20 protein-coding genes are annotated in these 17,083 nt (G+C 59.0%); 10 read left to right on the top strand and 10 right to left on the bottom strand.

Annotation, left to right across the window (positions count from 1 at the left end):
- Positions 1-52 precede the first annotated feature (52 nt).
- The 5 genes from GGD50_RS01605 to GGD50_RS01585 all read right to left on the bottom strand — a co-directional run bounded on the left by GGD50_RS01605 (position 53) and on the right by GGD50_RS01585 (position 2,360).
- Positions 53-790: a DsbA family protein gene (locus tag GGD50_RS01605; RefSeq protein ID WP_107107385.1), complete on the bottom strand. Its 738-nt coding sequence runs from the start codon at positions 788-790 to the stop codon at positions 53-55.
- A 187-nt stretch (positions 791-977) separates the two neighbouring features.
- Positions 978-1,250, bottom strand: a complete 273-nt coding sequence (locus tag GGD50_RS01600) for a type II toxin-antitoxin system RelE family toxin (RefSeq protein ID WP_107107384.1) — start codon at positions 1,248-1,250, stop codon at positions 978-980.
- Positions 1,234-1,458 carry a type II toxin-antitoxin system RelB family antitoxin gene (relB, locus tag GGD50_RS01595; protein ID WP_028750684.1) on the bottom strand — a complete coding sequence of 75 codons (225 nt, stop codon included), beginning with the start codon at positions 1,456-1,458 and terminating at the stop codon, positions 1,234-1,236. The genes GGD50_RS01600 and relB overlap by 17 nt, the downstream gene beginning before the upstream one ends.
- Before the next feature lie 77 nt (positions 1,459-1,535).
- Positions 1,536-2,054 (bottom strand): DUF721 domain-containing protein, encoded by a 519-nt coding sequence (locus GGD50_RS01590; RefSeq protein WP_245407431.1) that lies wholly within the window; start codon positions 2,052-2,054, stop codon positions 1,536-1,538.
- Between the two features lie 57 nt (positions 2,055-2,111).
- Positions 2,112-2,360 carry a hypothetical protein gene (locus tag GGD50_RS01585; protein WP_107107383.1) on the bottom strand — a complete coding sequence of 83 codons (249 nt, stop codon included), beginning with the start codon at positions 2,358-2,360 and terminating at the stop codon, positions 2,112-2,114.
- A gap of 316 nt (positions 2,361-2,676) precedes the next feature.
- On the opposite strand from GGD50_RS01585, the gene mutY reads away from it, so the two are divergent.
- The 3 genes from mutY to GGD50_RS01570 are packed head-to-tail and all read left to right on the top strand — an operon-like array spanning position 2,677 to position 4,769.
- Complete coding sequence (mutY, locus tag GGD50_RS01580) at positions 2,677-3,789, top strand: A/G-specific adenine glycosylase (protein WP_107107381.1); 1,113 nt, start codon at positions 2,677-2,679, stop codon at positions 3,787-3,789.
- Positions 3,786-4,400, top strand: coding sequence for an HAD family hydrolase (locus tag GGD50_RS01575; RefSeq protein ID WP_107107380.1), 615 nt, complete (start codon positions 3,786-3,788; stop codon positions 4,398-4,400). Before mutY ends, GGD50_RS01575 begins: the two co-directional genes overlap by 4 nt.
- A 3-nt stretch (positions 4,401-4,403) precedes the next feature.
- Positions 4,404-4,769: a YybH family protein gene (locus GGD50_RS01570; protein ID WP_107107379.1), complete on the top strand. Its 366-nt coding sequence runs from the start codon at positions 4,404-4,406 to the stop codon at positions 4,767-4,769.
- 170 nt (positions 4,770-4,939) lie between these two features.
- Here the strand turns inward: GGD50_RS01570 and GGD50_RS01565 are convergent, their stop codons facing one another.
- The 3 genes from GGD50_RS01565 to GGD50_RS01555 all read right to left on the bottom strand — a co-directional run bounded on the left by GGD50_RS01565 (position 4,940) and on the right by GGD50_RS01555 (position 6,884).
- Positions 4,940-6,070, bottom strand: coding sequence for a site-specific DNA-methyltransferase (locus GGD50_RS01565; protein ID WP_107107378.1), 1,131 nt, complete (start codon positions 6,068-6,070; stop codon positions 4,940-4,942).
- Between the two features lie 101 nt (positions 6,071-6,171).
- The gene (locus tag GGD50_RS01560; RefSeq protein ID WP_107107377.1) at positions 6,172-6,558 is read right to left on the bottom strand and encodes an antibiotic biosynthesis monooxygenase family protein; all 387 of its coding nucleotides are present in this window, start codon (positions 6,556-6,558) and stop codon (positions 6,172-6,174) included.
- Complete coding sequence (locus tag GGD50_RS01555) at positions 6,555-6,884, bottom strand: NIPSNAP family protein (RefSeq protein ID WP_107107376.1); 330 nt, start codon at positions 6,882-6,884, stop codon at positions 6,555-6,557. Before GGD50_RS01555 ends, GGD50_RS01560 begins: the two co-directional genes overlap by 4 nt.
- Before the next feature lie 71 nt (positions 6,885-6,955).
- Here GGD50_RS01555 and GGD50_RS01550 point away from each other — a divergent pair, with 71 nt between their 5' ends.
- The 3 genes from GGD50_RS01550 (at position 6,956) to GGD50_RS01540 (ending at position 9,165) form a co-directional block, all read left to right on the top strand.
- Entirely contained in the window at positions 6,956-7,660 is a 705-nt protein-coding gene (locus GGD50_RS01550) for an ArsR/SmtB family transcription factor (RefSeq protein WP_107107375.1), read from the top strand.
- A 205-nt stretch (positions 7,661-7,865) separates the two neighbouring features.
- Positions 7,866-8,207, top strand: coding sequence for a MarR family winged helix-turn-helix transcriptional regulator (locus GGD50_RS01545; RefSeq protein ID WP_181316018.1), 342 nt, complete (start codon positions 7,866-7,868; stop codon positions 8,205-8,207).
- A 265-nt stretch (positions 8,208-8,472) separates the two neighbouring features.
- Complete coding sequence (locus GGD50_RS01540) at positions 8,473-9,165, top strand: HAD family hydrolase (protein WP_107107373.1); 693 nt, start codon at positions 8,473-8,475, stop codon at positions 9,163-9,165.
- Between the two features lie 58 nt (positions 9,166-9,223).
- Here GGD50_RS01540 and GGD50_RS01535 read toward each other — a convergent pair whose 3' ends face one another.
- Both GGD50_RS01535 and GGD50_RS01530 read right to left on the bottom strand, forming a co-directional pair.
- Positions 9,224-9,634 carry a hypothetical protein gene (locus GGD50_RS01535; protein WP_107107372.1) on the bottom strand — a complete coding sequence of 137 codons (411 nt, stop codon included), beginning with the start codon at positions 9,632-9,634 and terminating at the stop codon, positions 9,224-9,226.
- A gap of 182 nt (positions 9,635-9,816) precedes the next feature.
- Positions 9,817-10,347, bottom strand: coding sequence for a hypothetical protein (locus GGD50_RS01530; RefSeq protein WP_245407430.1), 531 nt, complete (start codon positions 10,345-10,347; stop codon positions 9,817-9,819).
- Between the two features lie 420 nt (positions 10,348-10,767).
- Here GGD50_RS01530 and thrC point away from each other — a divergent pair, with 420 nt between their 5' ends.
- Genes thrC through GGD50_RS01510 form a run of 4 tightly spaced genes read left to right on the top strand, consistent with a single transcriptional unit; the run spans position 10,768 to position 17,058 of the window.
- Positions 10,768-12,165 carry a threonine synthase gene (gene thrC / locus GGD50_RS01525; RefSeq protein WP_107107370.1) on the top strand — a complete coding sequence of 466 codons (1,398 nt, stop codon included), beginning with the start codon at positions 10,768-10,770 and terminating at the stop codon, positions 12,163-12,165.
- 20 nt (positions 12,166-12,185) lie between these two features.
- A complete protein-coding gene (locus tag GGD50_RS01520; protein WP_107107493.1) occupies positions 12,186-13,484 on the top strand; it encodes a M16 family metallopeptidase in 1,299 nt (432 codons plus the stop codon).
- Positions 13,485-13,534: 50 nt separating this feature from the next.
- Complete coding sequence (locus GGD50_RS01515; RefSeq protein WP_107107369.1) at positions 13,535-14,149, top strand: GNAT family N-acetyltransferase; 615 nt, start codon at positions 13,535-13,537, stop codon at positions 14,147-14,149.
- Positions 14,146-17,058: a sensor domain-containing phosphodiesterase gene (locus GGD50_RS01510; protein WP_107107368.1), complete on the top strand. Its 2,913-nt coding sequence runs from the start codon at positions 14,146-14,148 to the stop codon at positions 17,056-17,058. The genes GGD50_RS01515 and GGD50_RS01510 overlap by 4 nt, the downstream gene beginning before the upstream one ends.
- Positions 17,059-17,083 lie beyond the last annotated feature (25 nt).

The raw sequence follows: 17,083 nt of genomic DNA, 5'->3' as shown, positions 1-17,083 counted from the left end.
AAAGGCGGGCGCGCAGGTTTCCCCGCCGCCCGCCGTTTCTAAAAGGCGCGGATCAGAGAAGGCTATCGATGAGCTTCGACATGGCACCAACCGACATGTCCCCTGCATAACGCTTGCCGTTGATCAAGAAGGTCGGCGTAGCATTGACGCCGAAGTCTTTGGCTGCACGTTCCCTAACTGAGTTGACATCATCCAGAAGCTTCTGGTTCGTCAAGCATTTCGTAAAGCTATCCTCAGTAAAACCGGCAAGTTTCGACATTTGCAGCAGTGCGGCGCGACCATCGACATCCGGCGACGCCCAGGCGATCTGCTGCTTGAACAGCATATCGACCATCGGCAGGTACTGTTCCTGCGGCGCGCAACGGGCCAGCATGAAGGCAGCAGCAGCGCGCGGATCGAAGGGGAATTCGCGGATAATGAAGCGGGCCTTGCCGGTGTCGACGTATTTCTGCTTGATCGCATCGAAGGTGGTCGTGGCGAAATGCGCGCAGTGCGGGCAGGTCAGCGACATGTATTCCACGATCTTGACCGGGGCGTCTTCCTTGCCGAGCGCGATTTCCGGCAGCGGGCCGGGCTTCAGCACCTCGTTCATGTCGACGTTGCCTTCCGACGACGGAATTGCATCCTCCGGCGAAGCAGCGCTGTTGGTGGTCTCCTGGGCGCCGCCGACCGTAGTGGCATTGGCGGCGGATGCGGTGTCGGCAAAGGCAGCGAACGCCAGGGAGAGGGCTGTGACGGCGGTGCCGCCCAGCAAGTGGCGTTTGGTCAAGAGCATGTCAGACATCGGCATAAAGTCACCCGTCGTTTAAGAGGTCTTTGAATGGTTCACTGCGATATAACGGCTAGTTGCTACTAACAAGGCACGCTTGGCCAACTTTCTTCAAAGAATTGTGACCTACCGAAGACAAAGAGATTAAATTATCGTCAGAATTGACGGGGATGAGCGGTCGATCCTGAAGATGAACCGCTATGTGAGACTATCTTCGATAAACCTCGCGGCGATTTCCGACTCGGACAATCAGAATTCGTATGGCGCTATCTTCGATGTGCGCTATGACTCGGCAGTCTCCGACCCGATATTTCCAGAAATCACCGAGATCAGAACCCTTCAAAGCCTCTCCGATGGAGCGCGGATTGTCCAGCTTAGCAACACGCTCATGAAGAAATTTAAGAATGCGGCGCGCAGTCTCATGTCCAAGCTTTTCGAGTTCGCGCTCCGCAGATCGCTGAAACTCAATCGTCCACGCCATAGCGTGCCATTAACTCAGCCAGGGAAACGGTATCGCTCTCGCCCCGGCGAAACTCTTCCAAGCGCTTCTCCGCGAGATAGATATCCTCAAGGTCGTCCAGGTGCTCCAGGATCGCCTCACGGGCATAAAAGCTTTTACTACGCCCGGTACGCTTGGCGAGCTCATCGAGCCTTGCTTCAATTTCCGGCGGAAGCCGTAGGGCCAACATCATCTTCTCTCCAAAGTGCTATACAAATATAGCATTCCGGAACCCACCGACCAACCGCTTTCGTCATTACAATAGAACTATCTCTTGCCCCGCTTCCACGCCATCACGGTGCCCAACCTCTGAATTGCCGCACGCAGCTTGTCGTCCTCGATGCCGTCCATCATGTCTTCCAGCTTTCGCGCCGCCTCGCCCTTCAGCGGCGGCGGCGTGCGCGAGCGTTTGGAGGCAATGGAGACCGGCTTCTGAACGATGCGGATTTGGCTGACGGCGTGGAAGCCAAAGAAACCATTGATGCGCTGGATGAGTTCGCCCTGCGCATGGGTCAGAAACAAGGCGCGGGCGCCCTCGCAGGCTATGGTCAGCACACCGGGCTGGTAACCGCCATCGTCGCCCGAGCCGCCACGCTTGGCCCAGGCGATCTTTTCCGGCCGCGTACATTCGGCGAAATCCTCGCCGGCGATCTCGTCCCAGGAACCGAGCAGCGCGGTATTAATTCCCGCACGCTTCGCCAGAACGGGATCAATGATACCGTTGGTCAGCTCGGAAATCTGTTTTTCGCCGCGACGCGGCATTTTTGACAGACGATATTCGCTCATTTTGAGGTTATAGGTCGCTTCCCAGCGTCAGAACGAAGCATTGGCGCGGCAGGAATGTCAAAGAGAACTGCCTTTTCTGTTTTGCAAAAGAGCACGAAATAATCTCCACTCTTTCACTGCATTGTTGCGCATCAGTTGCGTTGCAACAAGACCAAGAAGGAAAAATCCCAAGGCCAGTAGCTGTAGGGGAAATGCGCCCTTCTCACCTGTGTGCCAAGCTGCAACGAGCAACACAACCGACGACGCGGCGTAGACGCTTAGCGCCATTACAAAGAAGATGAGCGCACCGAAAGCATGATAAAGCATTTAAGAGCGATCCGAGCGCTTCTCTTGCTGCGGCCGCAATTCTTGTTTGAGATAAGCGATGACAACCTTAAATGGTTGTGTGTGCGATAACTTCCACATCATACAATAGACGAGCGACAAGAAAAGAATTTCTAAGACGCAGATATTCAGAAGCCCCAGGTTGGGACTCGCATTCAATAGACGATCGAAAAGCTCGATAAGCATGGTGAATTCTCCTTCATCTCCAGCGTTTAGGGGGTCTCATATTTTCCGACTTTCACTTCTCGAGCAATTGCGTCTAGAGAGTTGGATGTAATCGCTTCACCGATAGGAAATTATGGATATTTTACCGCAGATATCGTCCCTGAGCGGAGAGCTTCTTTCCTGGTACGACCGTCATCACCGCGACCTGCCCTGGCGGATTTCGCCGCCGATGGCTGCGCGCGGCATCCGGCCCGATCCTTATCATATCTGGCTGTCGGAGGTGATGCTGCAGCAGACCACGGTGCCGGCGGTCAAAGCCTATTTCGCCAAATTCCTGAAACGCTGGCCGACGGTTCGTGATCTTGCGACGGCGCCTACCGACGATGTCATGGCCGCCTGGGCCGGGCTTGGCTATTATGCCCGCGCCCGCAATCTCAAGAAATGCGCGGAGGCCGTGGCGGCAGAGCATGGCGGGCAGTTTCCTGAAACCGAGGATGGGCTGCGGGCCTTGCCGGGGATCGGCGACTATACGGCTGCGGCGGTCGCGGCCATCGCATTCAACCGGCAAGTGGCTGTCATGGACGGCAATGTCGAGCGCGTCATCTCCCGCCTTTACGCCATCGCCACACCCTTGCCGGCCGCCAAACCATTGATGAAGCAGAAAGTGGCGCTGCTAACGCCAGCCGATCGCCCCGGTGATTTCGCGCAGGCGATGATGGATCTGGGCGCGACGATCTGCACCCCGAAACGGCCGGCCTGTTCGCTCTGTCCCTTCAACAATGCCTGCGAGGCATTGCGGCTGCATGATCCCGAACATTTTCCGGTCAAAGCGGCAAAGAAGGAAAGGCCGGTACGCCAGGGTGCCGCTTTCGTGGCGGTGAATGGCGATGGCGAGATTTACCTGCGCCGGCGCATCGCCAGCGGCCTTCTCGGCGGTATGACCGAAGTGCCGACGACCGGCTGGACGGCACGTATCGACGGCGAGACCAGCGCCACCGCCGCTCCCTTTCCGGCTGATTGGCAGGTAGCAGGCACCGTTACGCATGTCTTCACCCACTTCGAATTACGGCTATCGATCTATCGCGCCCAGGTGGCATCGAAGATTGCCAGCAATGACGGATGGTGGGAGCCGGTTACAAATCTTGAAGCGCAGGCCTTGCCGACCGTCATGAAAAAAGCGATCGCACAGGCTATTCCACGCGCATTCAGTAAAGCCAGCACTTACATATCAGGGCATAATTCATGACCACGGAAATCCGGCACATCGTCTTCGACATCGGCAAGGTGCTTGTTCACTACGATCCGAGCATCCCCTTTAACCGCATCATCCCGGATGACGCGGAGCGAGCCTGGTTCCTCGCCAATGTTTGCACAAATGAATGGAATATCGAGCAGGATCGTGGCCGGACGTGGGAAGAGGCCGAAGCGTTGCTGATTGCTGAGCATCCCGAGCGGGAAGAACATATCCGCGCCTTCCGCAAGAATTGGCACGATATGGTGCCGCATGCCTACGACGATAGCGTCGCCATCCTGGAGAAGCTGATTGCCGAGGGCCGTGACGTCACGATGCTCACCAATTTTGCCTCCGACACGTTTCGCGAAGCGCAGACACGCTTTGATTTCCTCTCCAAGCCGCGCGGCGTCACCGTGTCCGGCGACATTGGCCTGATCAAGCCGGATGTTGCAATCTACGAGGCGCATGTGAAAAGTTTCGGTCTGGACCCGGCCTCCACCATTTTTATCGACGATTCGCTCGCCAACGTCGAAGGTGCAAAAGCCGCGGGTTGGAATGCAGTCCATTTCACCGGCGCCGAGAAGTTGCGCGGCGATCTCGCCGCCTACGGCATCGAGGTTTGAGCTATGGTTTTCGATCCGGCAGAACGCATCACCCTCTTTCATGACGCGATCAACAGGCTCGACTACGAAGCAATCGAGAACTTCTTCGAGGAGAATGCCACCTATGTCTCCAACGGCGTCGGCAGCCTTGCCGGCCGCGAGGCGATCATGGAGGCATTTCGGGGATACTTCGACACCTATCCGGATCAAACCGCCGTCAATTCCTTGGTGGAAACGCTGACGCCGCTTTCCGGCCGCTCTGTCTGGTCCGTCCGGGCGACAAACAGCAAGACCGGCAAACCACTCATCCGCGAGGGCGAGGAGACGATCACTTTCGATGAAGACGGACGCGTCATCCGGGTCGAGGTGACGGACTATCAGGAATTCTGAGCCAGAAGGCCCAAAAAAGCGCCCAGAGTTCGTAAACTCTGGGCGTCTCGCCTTCCTCCCTAACTGGAGGTACTCGACGGAAGAAGGCGGATGTGCGGATCCGGCTGCGGCATGATTCCGAAAACCGGGAAAGGCTTTCGGATAAGATCATGCCGCGCAAATAGTTGGGATTATTCAGCCTTGGCCAGATCGTTGCGGACGATCGAACGCAGCTCGTCGATCGGGCGCAGAGACTGCCCGTCGTCGAAGTGCCAGAACGTCCATCCGTTGCATGCATCAAGGCCCTGGACTTTCGCACCGAGGCGATGAATGGAGCCGGCCTCGCCGCCGGAGGCGACCGTGCCGTCGGCGCGCACGATGGCGCTATAGCGGCGCCTCGCATCCGTCAGCACCTGGCCGGGCTTGATGAGGCCGCTTTCGATCAGCACGTTGAAGGCGACGCGAACTTCAGCCTTCTTGCCGGTCATGACGGTCAGTTCCGCCTTGCCGAGCGGCTCGACAGCGGCGATGCGGGCGCTGGCCGCATCGATGTAATCCTGCTCACGCTCGATGCCGACGAAGTGGCGGCCAAGACGCTTGGCAACGGCGCCGGTGGTGCCCGAGCCGAAGAAGGGATCGAGAATGATGTCACCGGGTTTGGAAGACGCCATGATGACGCGGGCAAGCAGGGCTTCCGGCTTCTGTGTCGGATGGGCCTTCTTGCCATCCTGATCCTTCAAGCGCTCGCCGCCGCTGCAGATCGGGAACAGCCAGTCGGAGCGCATCTGCACATCGTCATTGGCTGCTTTCATGGCATCGTAGTTGAAGGTGTAGCCCTTGGCCTTGGCGTTTGGGCTCGCCCAGATCATCGTTTCATGGGCGTTCTGGAAACGGCGGCCCTTGAAATTCGGCATCGGATTGGTCTTGCGCCAGACGATGTCGTTGAGGATCCAGAAGTTCAGATCCTGCATCGTCGCGCCGACGCGGAAGATATTGTGATAGGAGCCGATGACCCAGATCGTGCCCGTCGGCTTCAGCACGCGACGGCAGGCAAGCAGCCAGGCGCGGGTAAAGGCATCATAAGCTTCGAAGGAGGCAAACTGGTCCCATTCGTCATCGACGGCGTCGACCAGCGACTGGTCGGGACGATGCAGCGTGCCGCCGAGTTGCAGATTGTACGGCGGGTCCGCGAAGATAACGTCGACGGAATGGGTGGGCAGTGCTTCAAGAGCGGCCACGCAATCGCCCTTGATGATCGTGTCGACCCAAGAGCCCGGCGTTGCGGAAGTCCTGAGGTCGGCAAGCGGGAAAACTGACGCCATGTGATACTCGCTGTTACACTTACTCGATACGATTAACTGAGTGTTATGGTTACCTAAGTTGGTTACCAAAGGCTAAAGCGAGCACCACATTTTGCAAATTCTCAAGCTTGCGCCGATTGTCCGTCGTCGCTTACGGTCCCCGATCCGTCATGTACCGCCCTGCTGTCCGCCGGTGCCTCGTCCCGCTCATTCATCCCGTAATCGCGCACCACATGCGCTATGCGCAGCCGATAGTCGGCAAATATCGCCCCTCGCCCGGCCTTCTGTGCCGCACGATGAGCTTCGCGATTGCGCCACTCCTTCACCGCCGCCTCGTCGCGCCAGAAGGACAGCGAGAGAAGCTTGCCGCGTTGCGTCAGGCTCTCGAAGCGCTCGATGGAGATGAAACCGTCGATCGTTTCAAGCTCCGCGCGCAGCTTGCCGGCAAGATCGAGATAGTGATGACGCTCGCCGAGATAGGGAACGACCTCGAAAATGACAGCGATCATGGCGTCACCTTCGGACCGTGCGGCAGCGACACGTTTTTCAGGAAGATGCGATCTTCCCTGAGGATGAAGCGTTCGCGGCAGGAGAAATCGTAGTTCGCCTTGCCGAGCGGGTCGGCTGCGAGGCGCGCGCGATAGGCTTCGTAAGCAGCCAGGCTTTCGATGTTGTAGACGCCGTAAGCGGTCGTCGCCGAACCCTCATGTGGGGCGAAATAGCCGATGAGATCAGCGCCGTTGCGTGGAATGACCTGGCCCCAGGCCTTGGCGTATTCGGCAAAGGCCTCCTTCTTGAACGGATCGATTTCGTAGCGGATGAAACAGGTGATCATGGTTTTCTCCTTTCGTGATGAAGATGTTCTCGCATATTGCGTGACGTCGATGCTTCGGTTACGATCGAAGTATGAAGGAAGGTCCTGACATAGCGCAGATCGGCGCACTCATCGGCGACCCGGCGCGGGCGAACATGCTCACCGCGCTGATGGGCGGCCGTGCTCTGACGGCAACGGAGCTGGCGGAGGTCGGCGGCATCACGCTGCAGACGGCGAGCACGCATTTGTCGAAACTCGAAGCAGGCGGGTTGCTTGCGCAACGAAAGCAGGGCCGACACCGCTATTTCGCGCTGGCCGACGATGGCGTCGGCAAGCTGCTCGAAAATATCATGGGCTTCGCCGCCACGCGGGGACACCTGCGCCATCGCCCCGGTCCGAAAGAACCGGCGCTGCGCAAAGCGCGCATCTGCTACGACCATCTTGCCGGCGATTACGGCGTGCGCATGCTTGACAGCCTGATCGCATCCGGCGCGATCTCGGCGCTTGATGACGGCTTGAGCCTGACGGAACGCGGCGAAACACAGCTTACCTCGATCGGCATAGACGTGACCGGGCTGCGCTCGACGCGGCGTCCGCTCTGCCGCTCCTGCCTCGACTGGAGCGAACGCCGAGCCCATCTCGCCGGCAGCCTTGGCAAGGCGCTGCTTTCCAATTTCTTCGACAAGGGCTGGGCGCGACGAACGGAAAACAGCCGTTCGATCCTGTTTACCTCGGAGGGCGAACGCCGGTTTCTGGCGCTATTTCCGATCGAAGCCGGCGAGATGGATAGAGGATAGGACAGCGCCTGCCTCTAGCCGCCGGAATGGTCACGTACCGGCGCATGGCTGGCACCGAGGGCAAGTGCAACTGCAACTTGACTTAGTGCATATGCACAAGCATAGTGTACCCATGCAAACCGAAGACGATCTTGGTCCCCTTGCGTGCCATTGCCTGATGACTAGGCAACTGGCGAGGCACGTCTCGAAACTTTACGAGCGGCATATGGCGCCGACCGGCATAACCAGCACCCAGTTTTCGCTCCTGAATTTCCTCCACCAGAATGGCCACCTGACCATGAACGAACTGGCGGCCGCGATGCTGATGGACCGCACGACCCTGCTGCGGGCCGTGAAGCCGCTGCAGCGACAGGGACTGATCATCAGCGTGCCGGAAACGGAAGGGAGTCGTCGGCTGATGTTGGAGCTATCGCCGGCGGGGCAAGGCAAGATCGCGGAGGTAGAGCCTTTCTGGCAGGCGGCTCAAGAGGAATATGAGGCGCAGGTCGGCCCATTGCATGCCAAAAGCCTGCGCAGCGACTTTTTCAACATGACCCATCACGGCTGACTCATTCTCAGTGAGGCCGGATAGGCTGTCGGCGGAATTGGGAGCAGATTCGTCCCGATAACCTCCCCGGAAGCCGACTTCGGGCCTTAAACTTTGGCCTATCCCTTCCGTCAGCGCACTTCTGCCATGCCTGCTGATTGGTTGAGCTTTGCCGGAGCATCGTGTAAAGCCGCACGATCCTTTTCAGAGCAGGCCCCAAAAGCGCTAAGCGGCTTTTGGATAAGGCATGCCAAATCCAGAGCTCCTTCAAAGGCAGTGTATTCTTATGGGCAATGGCTTCGACCTCATCATCTTCGACTGCGACGGCGTTCTGGTCGATTCGGAAATCATCGCGGCGGAAGTTGAATCCAAGCTCCTGACGGAAGCGGGTTACCCGATCAGCGCCGAAGAAATGGGCGAGCGTTTTTCCGGCATGACCTGGCAGAACATTCTGTTCGAAGTCGAGCGTGAGGCGAGCATTCCGCTGTCGGCATCGCTGCTCGACAAGTCAGAGAAGCTTCTGGACCTGAGGCTCGCCAATGACGTCAAGGCTATCCCGGGCGTTCCCCTCGCCCTGTCGCGCCTGCCGATCCCGCGTTGCGTCTGCTCGAACTCCAGCTCCGCGCGGCTCGAGATGATGCTCACCAAGGTCGGCTACAAGGAACTCTTTGCACCGCATATCTATTCCGCCAAGGATCTCGGCGCCGATCGCGTCAAGCCGAAGCCGGATATTTTCCTGCATGGCGCCAAGCAGTCGAACGTTTCGCCGGCCAACGTTATCGTCGTCGAAGACTCGGTCCATGGCGTCCAGGCGGCGCGCGCCGCCGGCATGCGCGTCATCGGCTTCACCGGCGCTTCGCACACCTACCCTTCACATGCCGACCGGCTGACAGATGCGGGTGCGGAAACGGTCATCTCCCGGATGGCAGATCTGCCCGGCGTGGTCATGGCGCTGGCGGAGTGGGAAGGCGTTTTGTGAGGCAATAGGCTCGGTCTTGCCTAGCTTCGTGCGAACGACTTTTTGTCGTTTTGAATCCTTAACGAGGCCAAATGGTATAAGAACGCGGGTTTACCAAAGGTGTTTTCGCCCCTGCTAGAAACAGGCCCCGTACGCACCGTATAGCGAGCCAAGCCAATGGCACGTAGCCTGCAAAGGTGGTGAAGACCAACCAAGTCCGAAGGCTCGTTACTTCGGCGGAAATTTTTCCGTGCATTAGGAATAACGTCGCCGCCTTGATGCCGAATACAGCGGCTTCTATCACCAGATAGGCCGCTGCACTGCGATACTGCATTTGATAATGAGACCTTTCCCAGTCATCTCCTTCGTGGAGCCTCCTCTTGGCGAAGAGCATCGCGACTATCTGAATAGGAAAGAAAAGTAATCCGAACAATATGATAGCGTAGTTCGATGGGACTCCACCCGTTTTCTTGACTACCGCTTCGATCATAAGCAGGGAACTTTCTTAGTTTTGGTCAAGCAATGCAGTTCAATATAACTTCGAGATCAATTTTAAATATTGGTATCTAATTTCAGCGAAGTTGCCCTCGCTAAATCACAGCTCGCGGTATCTGTTGCCGAAATCCGCAGACTTGAAACCAAGCCTGCAATCCTACTGCCTAAATCTCAGCCTTACTTATGCTTCTTATGAACAGGCTTCTGGCCTTTTTCCGGCTTCTGCGGCCCTTGATCGAATCCGACCTGGACCACGGTGAAACCGCCGGAGCCGCCAGCGACGTTGATGTCGTCATCGGTGAAGAGGAATTGCGTCGTGGTTTCGCCCGGCGGGATTTCGGCGGTGAAATTGACGGTCTTGCTATAGAGCGCGGTGCTGTTGTCCATGACGGCGACATGGATCGGTATGGTCACCTTGCCAGGGCCGCCCATCGGGCCGGCAACAAGGCGGCCCTGCGCAACGATATGGATGCTAAGGCTGGTGCCATCGGTCGTGCACTGGCGCGTCGCCTGGGCGAGCGATGCCTGATAGGTCAACTGGTTCGGATCATCCTTGGCGCCCTTGGCGTAGGTGCGATAGCTGGATGCCTCGTCGCGGATTACGACTTGCGGGCATTTGCCGGCGATATAGGCCTGGCCACCGGTCACCTGTGGCGCGGGGCTGGCAGATGACGCGTTGGCCGCCGTTGCCTGCGGCGCTACCGTCACATCCGTTCCGGACGGCTTGTCGCTACCGCCAAAACCAAGAGAATTACAACCTGCCAACAATGCCATAAGCGAAGCGGAGAAAAGACGACGCGAAACCTTGCCAAACACTATTATTCCACCCTCTGCAATAATTTACATTATCGGCCTGCAGCCTGTTCGACGGGCCTTTTATGACACTTGGCGATGGTCTATACCAGCGGCGCAGCGAAAAATCGATTGGGTAGGCACCGTTTTGGCTCACTTTTCGACGTCCACAGATTGGCGCAAGCCGCCGCCCGCCAGACTGAGCTGGGCGGGCATTGCACAAACGCGAAAACCACGCGGCTGATCCGACGCAAAAAGACGGGCTGCCATCGCTTCGTTCTTTTATTCTCTCACCCCACCACTCCGGCAATTTTGCGACCAAAGGAATTATAGACCGTGGACTATATCTCAACGCGGGGAGAAGCCCCTGCCCTTGGCTTCTGCGATGCCCTTCTGGCCGGCCTTGCGCGCGATGGCGGGCTCTATGTGCCCCGTGAATGGCCGACTCTTACGAAAAAAGAGATCCGCGCCTTCCGCGGCAAGAGCTATCAGGACGTCGCCTTCGCCGTGCTGTCGCCTTTCACCAACGGCGAAATTCCGGACGATGTCTTCCGGGGCATGATCGACGAGGCCTATGCCACCTTCCGCCATCCGGCCGTCGCGCCGCTGGTGCAGACAGGTCCGAATAGCTTCGTGATTGAGCTGTTCCACGGCACGACGCTTGCCTTCAAAGATGTCGCCATGCAGTTGCTCGCCCGGCTGATGGATTATGCGCTGGAAAAGCGCGGGCAGAGGGCGACCATCGTCGGCGCGACCTCGGGCGATACCGGCGGCGCGGCGATCGACGCCTTTGCCGGACGCGGACGCACCGACATCTTCATCCTCTTCCCGCATGGCAAGGTCTCGCCGGTGCAGCAACGGCAGATGACCACCTCAACGGCGGCCAATGTGCATGCGCTGGCGCTCAACGGCAATTTCGATGATTGCCAGAACCTGGTCAAAGCCATGTTCAACGACACCGCTTTCCGCGACCGCGTCAAACTTTCGGGCGTCAATTCCATCAACTGGGCGCGCATCATGGCGCAGGTGGTCTATTACTTCACCACGGCCGTCGCCCTCGGCGGTCCGGACAGGAAGATTTCCTTCACCGTTCCGACCGGCAATTTCGGCGATATTTTCGCCGGCTACGTCGCCAAGCGCATGGGTCTGCCCATCGACCGGCTGGTGATCGCCACCAATGAAAACGACATTCTCGCACGCACCTTGAAGACCGGCCGCTACGAGATGCGCGAGGTCAAGGCCACTACCGCGCCGTCGATGGACATTCAGATCTCCTCCAACTTCGAGCGGCTGCTGTTCGAAGCCTATGGCCGTGACGCATCGAAGGTGCGCGCAGCGATGGAAAGCCTGAAACAATCGAAGGGTTTTTCGATCGGCGAAGATGCCCTGAAGTTCATCAAGAGGGATTTCCGCGCCGGCCGCGCCAGCGAGAAGCAGGTCGCTGCGACGATCCGCGAAACACTCGACAACACCGGCTATCTCATCGATCCGCACACGGCCATCGGCGTCTTCGTGGCGGAGAAAAACGAGAAGTCATCAAGCCCGATGGTGACGCTTGCGACCGCGCATCCGGCAAAATTCCCCGCGGCAGTAAAATCCGCATGTGGTATTGACCCGGCGCTTCCGACGTGGCTTGCTGGATTGATGAACAGGGAGGAGCGTTTCGATGTCCTCGATCCCGAGCTGAAAGCCGTTGAAACTTTTATCGGCAAGCATGCCCGGGCCGGGGAATGATAGACGCAGAAAGACAGACGATGACAGTGGAGTGCACCCGGCTTGCGTCCGGGCTGACAATAGCGACCCAGACGATGCCACACCTCGAAAGCGTGGCACTCGGCGTCTGGATCAAATCGGGTTCGCGCAACGAAACCGAAGCGGAACACGGCATCGCGCATCTGCTCGAACACATGGCGTTCAAGGGTACGGCCCGTCGCACGGCGCGTGAGATCGCCGAGGAAATCGAAAATGTCGGCGGCGAAGTCAATGCCGCCACATCGACCGAGACGACCTCCTATTATGCCCGCGTGCTGAAGGATCATGTGCCGCTCGCCGTCGATATCCTCGCTGATATCCTGACCGAATCCGCCTTCGACGAAGATGAGCTGCAGCGCGAAAAGCAGGTCATCCTGCAGGAAATCAACGCTGCGAACGACACGCCCGACGACGTGGTCTTCGACAAATTTTCCGAAGTCGCCTATCGCGGCCAGACGCTCGGCCGGGCGATTCTCGGCACGCCGGAGACCGTCGTCTCCTTCTCGCCCGATCAAATTCGCGGTTATCTCAGCCGGAATTACACGACCGACCGCATGTTCGTGGTGGCCGCCGGCGCCGTCGATCATGAAAGCTTCGTGCGCCAGGTCGAAGAGCGCTTCTCCTCCCTGCCGACCAAACCGTCGGCGCCGCCCGTCATCGAGCCAGCCCGCTATATCGGCGGCAATATCCGCGAGACGCGCGACCTGATGGATGCACAGATCCTGCTCGGCTTCGAGGGACGCGCCTATCACACCCGCGATTTCTATTGCTCGCAGATCCTCGCCAACATCCTCGGCGGCGGCATGTCCTCGCGGCTGTTTCAGGAAGTGCGCGAGTTCCGCGGCCTCTGCTATTCCGTCTATGCCTTCCATTGGGGCTTTTCCGACACCGGCATTTTCGGCATCCATGCCGCGACCGGTGGCGAGAACCTGCCGGAACTGCTGCCGGTCATCGTTGACGAGCTGCATAAGTCCTCGCACAAGATCGAACAGCAGGAAATCGAGCGTGCCCGCGCCCAGATCCGCGCGCAGTTGCTAATGGGGCAGGAAAGCCCGGCGGCCCGCGCCGGCCAGATCGCGCGGCAAATGATGCTTTACGGCCGGCCGATTCCAAATCAGGAGATGCTGGAACGGCTGCAGGGCATTACCATCGACCGGCTGACCGATCTTGCCGGCCGCCTGTTCTTCGACACGGTGCCGACGCTGTCGGCGATCGGTCCGCTGGAGCAGTTGGCGCCGATGGAAGATATCGTCACATCCTTGTCATCGTCGACCCCCGCCTCCAAAAGCGCGAGTGGCTAAGACCGCATCGCGAGCCGATGGGTTCAATCTTTTGGGGAGTACTGGGCGGAATGCAAAAATCGGTCTTTCGGTTTCTGTCACGTCATCCGGACGCGGTCGAACTCGAAAACGCGACCTATCTGCTGCGTCTGCCGCGCTATTCCGACTTCAATCAATGGCACCGGTTGCGGGCCGAAAGCCGGCGCTTCCTGGAACCCTGGGAGCCTACCTGGCGACATGACGAACTGACCGAGGGCGCCTATCGGGCCCGTGTCATCCGGGGAAAGCAGGAATACAGTTCCGGCCAGGCGATTCCCCTTTTCATTTTTCTTAAAGAGAATATGACCTTGCTCGGCGGCATTACCATCGGTTACATCCGTCGTGGTGCTGCACAAAGCTGCATGATTGGCTATTGGATGGGCGAGCGGCATTCGGGCCAGGGCCATATGTTCGCCGCACTTCAGTTGGTTATACCCTATATCTTTTCGGGACTTGAGTTGCACCGTATTGAAGCAGCCTGTATTCCGGATAATGAGCGTAGCATGCGGCTTTTGGAAAAGGCCGGTTTCCAACGGGAAGGTCATTTGCGCGGTTATCTAAAAATTAACGGTCAGTGGCGTGATCACGTGATGTTTTCCCGGTTGGCGTCCGACGTCGACCCGAGCAGAAAATCCGACAAACGATGACCGCCGATCTCACGCCGACCCCGCCATTGGCCAAATGGTTGTCCGCGATCCTCGCGACGCTCACGGCTGTGCTGTTGTTCTTCCTTGCCGGCATGGCGCACGCAGCCGAACCCGTGAAGATTTCGCGCGACGACACCGCGCTTGACCTGACAGCGACGACCGAGATCTACACCAATCAGGGCGAGGCCTTTCAGGTTTCCACCGCAGCCGGCGCCGACGGCATTCGCCGCCGTATTGAGGTACGCTCTTCTTCGCCGAACCATCAGGGCGACTGGGCCGTCTTTGCACTCGCCAATGTCTCGGAAGAGCAGCTCGAACGCGTCATCGTCGCGCCCCACTTCCGTCTGGTGAACTCGAAATTGTTCTGGCCGGATCTCGGCTCGCAACGCATTATCGCGATCACGCCGAGCGAAGGCTTTGCCCTCGACCGGCAGCCGAGCGACGAGGCGGATGTTTTCCGCATCACGCTGAACCCCGGCGCGGTCGTGACTTTCGTCGCCGAACTCTCCTCACCCAGCCTGCCGCAGCTCTATCTCTGGGAGCCGAATGCCTACAAGGATACGGTCAACGCCTTCACGCTCTATCGCGGCATCGTGCTTGGCATTGCCGGTCTGCTGGCGGTGTTCCTGACCATTCTCTTCGTCGTCAAAGGCACCTCGATGCTGCCGGCGACGGCCGCGCTTGCCTGGGCGGTGCTCGGCTATATCTGCGTCGACTTCGGTTTCCTCGGCAAACTTATCAGCATCACTTCCAGCGATCAGCGAATATGGCGCGCCTGTGCGGAGGTGGCGCTCGCTTCGAGCCTGGTGATCTTCCTATTCACCTATCTGAACCTCAATCGCTGGCATGCGCATCTGGGCTATGTGACCCTTGCCTGGGTACTCGGTCTCGCCCTTCTCTTCGGCGTCGCGATCTATGATCCGTCGATCGCGGCCGGTGTCGCGCGGCTGTCGTTGGCACTGACGGCAACCGCGGGCCTGCTGCTGATCATCTATCTCGGCTTCAGCCGCTATGACCGCGCCATTCTGCTGGTGCCCGCCTGGGCGCTGATCCTGGTCTGGCTGTTCGGCGCCTGGATGACGATCACCGGCAAGCTCGACAACGACATCATCCAGCCGGCGCTCGGCGGCGGCCTCGTTCTGATCGTGCTGCTGATCGGGTTTACGGTGATGCAGCACGCCTTTGCCGGCGGCGCATTTCAGCAGGGCCTGTTTTCCGATCTCGAGCGGCAATCCTTGGCGCTCACCGGCTCCGGCGATACGGTTTGGGATTGGGACGTGGCACGCGACCGCGTGGTGACGACACCGGATATCTCGATGAAACTCGGCCTGTCGCCCGGCACCATGCATGGCGCGGCGCGCAACTGGCTGCCGCGCTTGCACCCCGACGACCGCGACCGCTTCCGCGCGACGCTCGACGTGCTCCTCGAACACCGCCGAGGCCGGCTGAACCATGAGTTCCGGATTCGCGCCGAAGACGGGCATTTCCACTGGCTGTCGATCCGCGCCCGGCCGGTGCTCGGCTCGAACGGCGAAATCATCCGCTGCGTCGGCACCGTCGTCGACGTCACCGAGCAGAAGAATTCGATCGAGCGGCTGCTGCACGACGCGCTGCACGACAATCTGACTGGCCTGCCGAACCGCCAGGTCTTCATCGACCGCCTGCAGGCCGTTCTCACCTTGGCACCGGAAGGCAATCAGGTGCGTCCGACTGTGATGGTGATCGACATCGACCGCTATAAGCTGGTTAACGATACACTCGGTGTCGCTGCCGGCGACAATATCCTGATCGCGCTGACGCGGCGCCTGCGCCGCCTGATGAAGCCGCAGGACACGCTGGCGCGGCTTTCCGGCGATCAGTTCGGCCTTATTCTAGTTTCCGAACGCGACCCGGCGAAGGTTGCCGATTTCGCCGATGCGATCAGCAAGGCGATCATGGTGCCAATCAATTTCGCCAATCGCGAAATCATCCTGACGGCTTCGATCGGGCTGACCTCCTGGGTCGACCAGCAGGAGAGCGCGACCGGTCTCATGAGTGACGCCGAGCTTGCCATGTACCGCGCCAAGCGCGCTGGCGGCAATCGCGTCGAACCTTTCCAGCCTGCGTTCCGCAGCTTCGGTACCGACCGCCTGCAGCTTGAAACGGACCTTCGCCGCGCCGTCGAGCGCAAGGAACTGTCGCTGGTTTATCAACCGATCGTTCGGCTGGAAGATGCCGAAATCGCCGGTTTCGAGGCGCTGATGCGCTGGGAGCATCCGAAACGCGGCAATATTCCGCCGTCGGAATTCATCCCGATCGCCGAGGCTTCCGACATTATCGGCCCGCTCGGCATGTTTGCGATGGAGCAGGCGACCAATGACCTGATGGGCTGGCAGCGCCAGACCGGCGACCTGCCGCTCTTCGTTTCCATCAACCTGTCCAGCGTGCAGCTCCTCAACAATGAGCTCTATGACGATATCCGCGCCCTGCTCGCCAAAACCCATTGCGAGCCGAACCGCATCAAGCTCGAATTGACGGAATCGCAGGTGATGGAGAATCCGGAACAGGCCCGCCTTGTGCTGGGCAAGCTGCGCGAAGCAGGCATCGGCCTGGCGCTTGACGATTTCGGCACCGGTTACTCCTCGCTCTCCTATCTCACCCGCTTCCCGTTCGACACGATCAAGCTCGACAAGGCGATGGTGCGTGATGAAAGCGACAAGAAGGCCGTGCTTCTGCGCTCGGTGATTTCCATGGCGCGCGAGCTCAACATGCGTGTCGTCGCCGAAGGCATCGAGTCGGAAGAGGATGCGCTCGAACTCGCCAAGATGGGCTGTGCCTATGGCCAGAGCTTCATCTTCGGTCCGCCGATGGGCTCGGATTCAGTGGTGCGCCTGCTGAAGGAACGCTTTCCGCTGACGAAGCGGGCGTAGCCGGCGCCCTCGCCTATCAGTGAGA

Origin of the sequence: Martinezella paranaensis, from assembly GCF_014200235.1 — a bacterium.
GTDB lineage: Bacteria > Pseudomonadota > Alphaproteobacteria > Rhizobiales > Rhizobiaceae > Rhizobium > Rhizobium paranaense.
This window is presented reverse-complemented; position numbering and strand designations above follow the sequence as displayed.

Bases quoted from the DNA above. Each gene is read 5' to 3' on its own strand.
- GGD50_RS01605 (WP_107107385.1), bottom strand. From the start codon at position 790: ATGCCGATGTCTGACATGCTCTTGACCAAACGCCACTTGCTGGGCGGC.
- GGD50_RS01600 (WP_107107384.1), bottom strand. From the start codon at position 1,250: ATGGCGTGGACGATTGAGTTTCAGCGATCTGCGGAGCGCGAACTCGAA.
- relB (WP_028750684.1), bottom strand. From the start codon at position 1,458: ATGTTGGCCCTACGGCTTCCGCCGGAAATTGAAGCAAGGCTCGATGAG.
- GGD50_RS01590 (WP_245407431.1), bottom strand. From the start codon at position 2,054: ATGAGCGAATATCGTCTGTCAAAAATGCCGCGTCGCGGCGAAAAACAG.
- GGD50_RS01585 (WP_107107383.1), bottom strand. From the start codon at position 2,360: ATGCTTTATCATGCTTTCGGTGCGCTCATCTTCTTTGTAATGGCGCTA.
- mutY (WP_107107381.1), top strand. From the start codon at position 2,677: ATGGATATTTTACCGCAGATATCGTCCCTGAGCGGAGAGCTTCTTTCC.
- GGD50_RS01575 (WP_107107380.1), top strand. From the start codon at position 3,786: ATGACCACGGAAATCCGGCACATCGTCTTCGACATCGGCAAGGTGCTT.
- GGD50_RS01570 (WP_107107379.1), top strand. From the start codon at position 4,404: ATGGTTTTCGATCCGGCAGAACGCATCACCCTCTTTCATGACGCGATC.
- GGD50_RS01565 (WP_107107378.1), bottom strand. From the start codon at position 6,070: ATGGCGTCAGTTTTCCCGCTTGCCGACCTCAGGACTTCCGCAACGCCG.
- GGD50_RS01560 (WP_107107377.1), bottom strand. From the start codon at position 6,558: ATGATCGCTGTCATTTTCGAGGTCGTTCCCTATCTCGGCGAGCGTCAT.
- GGD50_RS01555 (WP_107107376.1), bottom strand. From the start codon at position 6,884: ATGATCACCTGTTTCATCCGCTACGAAATCGATCCGTTCAAGAAGGAG.
- GGD50_RS01550 (WP_107107375.1), top strand. From the start codon at position 6,956: ATGAAGGAAGGTCCTGACATAGCGCAGATCGGCGCACTCATCGGCGAC.
- GGD50_RS01545 (WP_181316018.1), top strand. From the start codon at position 7,866: ATGGCGCCGACCGGCATAACCAGCACCCAGTTTTCGCTCCTGAATTTC.
- GGD50_RS01540 (WP_107107373.1), top strand. From the start codon at position 8,473: ATGGGCAATGGCTTCGACCTCATCATCTTCGACTGCGACGGCGTTCTG.
- GGD50_RS01535 (WP_107107372.1), bottom strand. From the start codon at position 9,634: ATGATCGAAGCGGTAGTCAAGAAAACGGGTGGAGTCCCATCGAACTAC.
- GGD50_RS01520 (WP_107107493.1), top strand. From the start codon at position 12,186: ATGACAGTGGAGTGCACCCGGCTTGCGTCCGGGCTGACAATAGCGACC.
- GGD50_RS01515 (WP_107107369.1), top strand. From the start codon at position 13,535: ATGCAAAAATCGGTCTTTCGGTTTCTGTCACGTCATCCGGACGCGGTC.
- GGD50_RS01510 (WP_107107368.1), top strand. From the start codon at position 14,146: ATGACCGCCGATCTCACGCCGACCCCGCCATTGGCCAAATGGTTGTCC.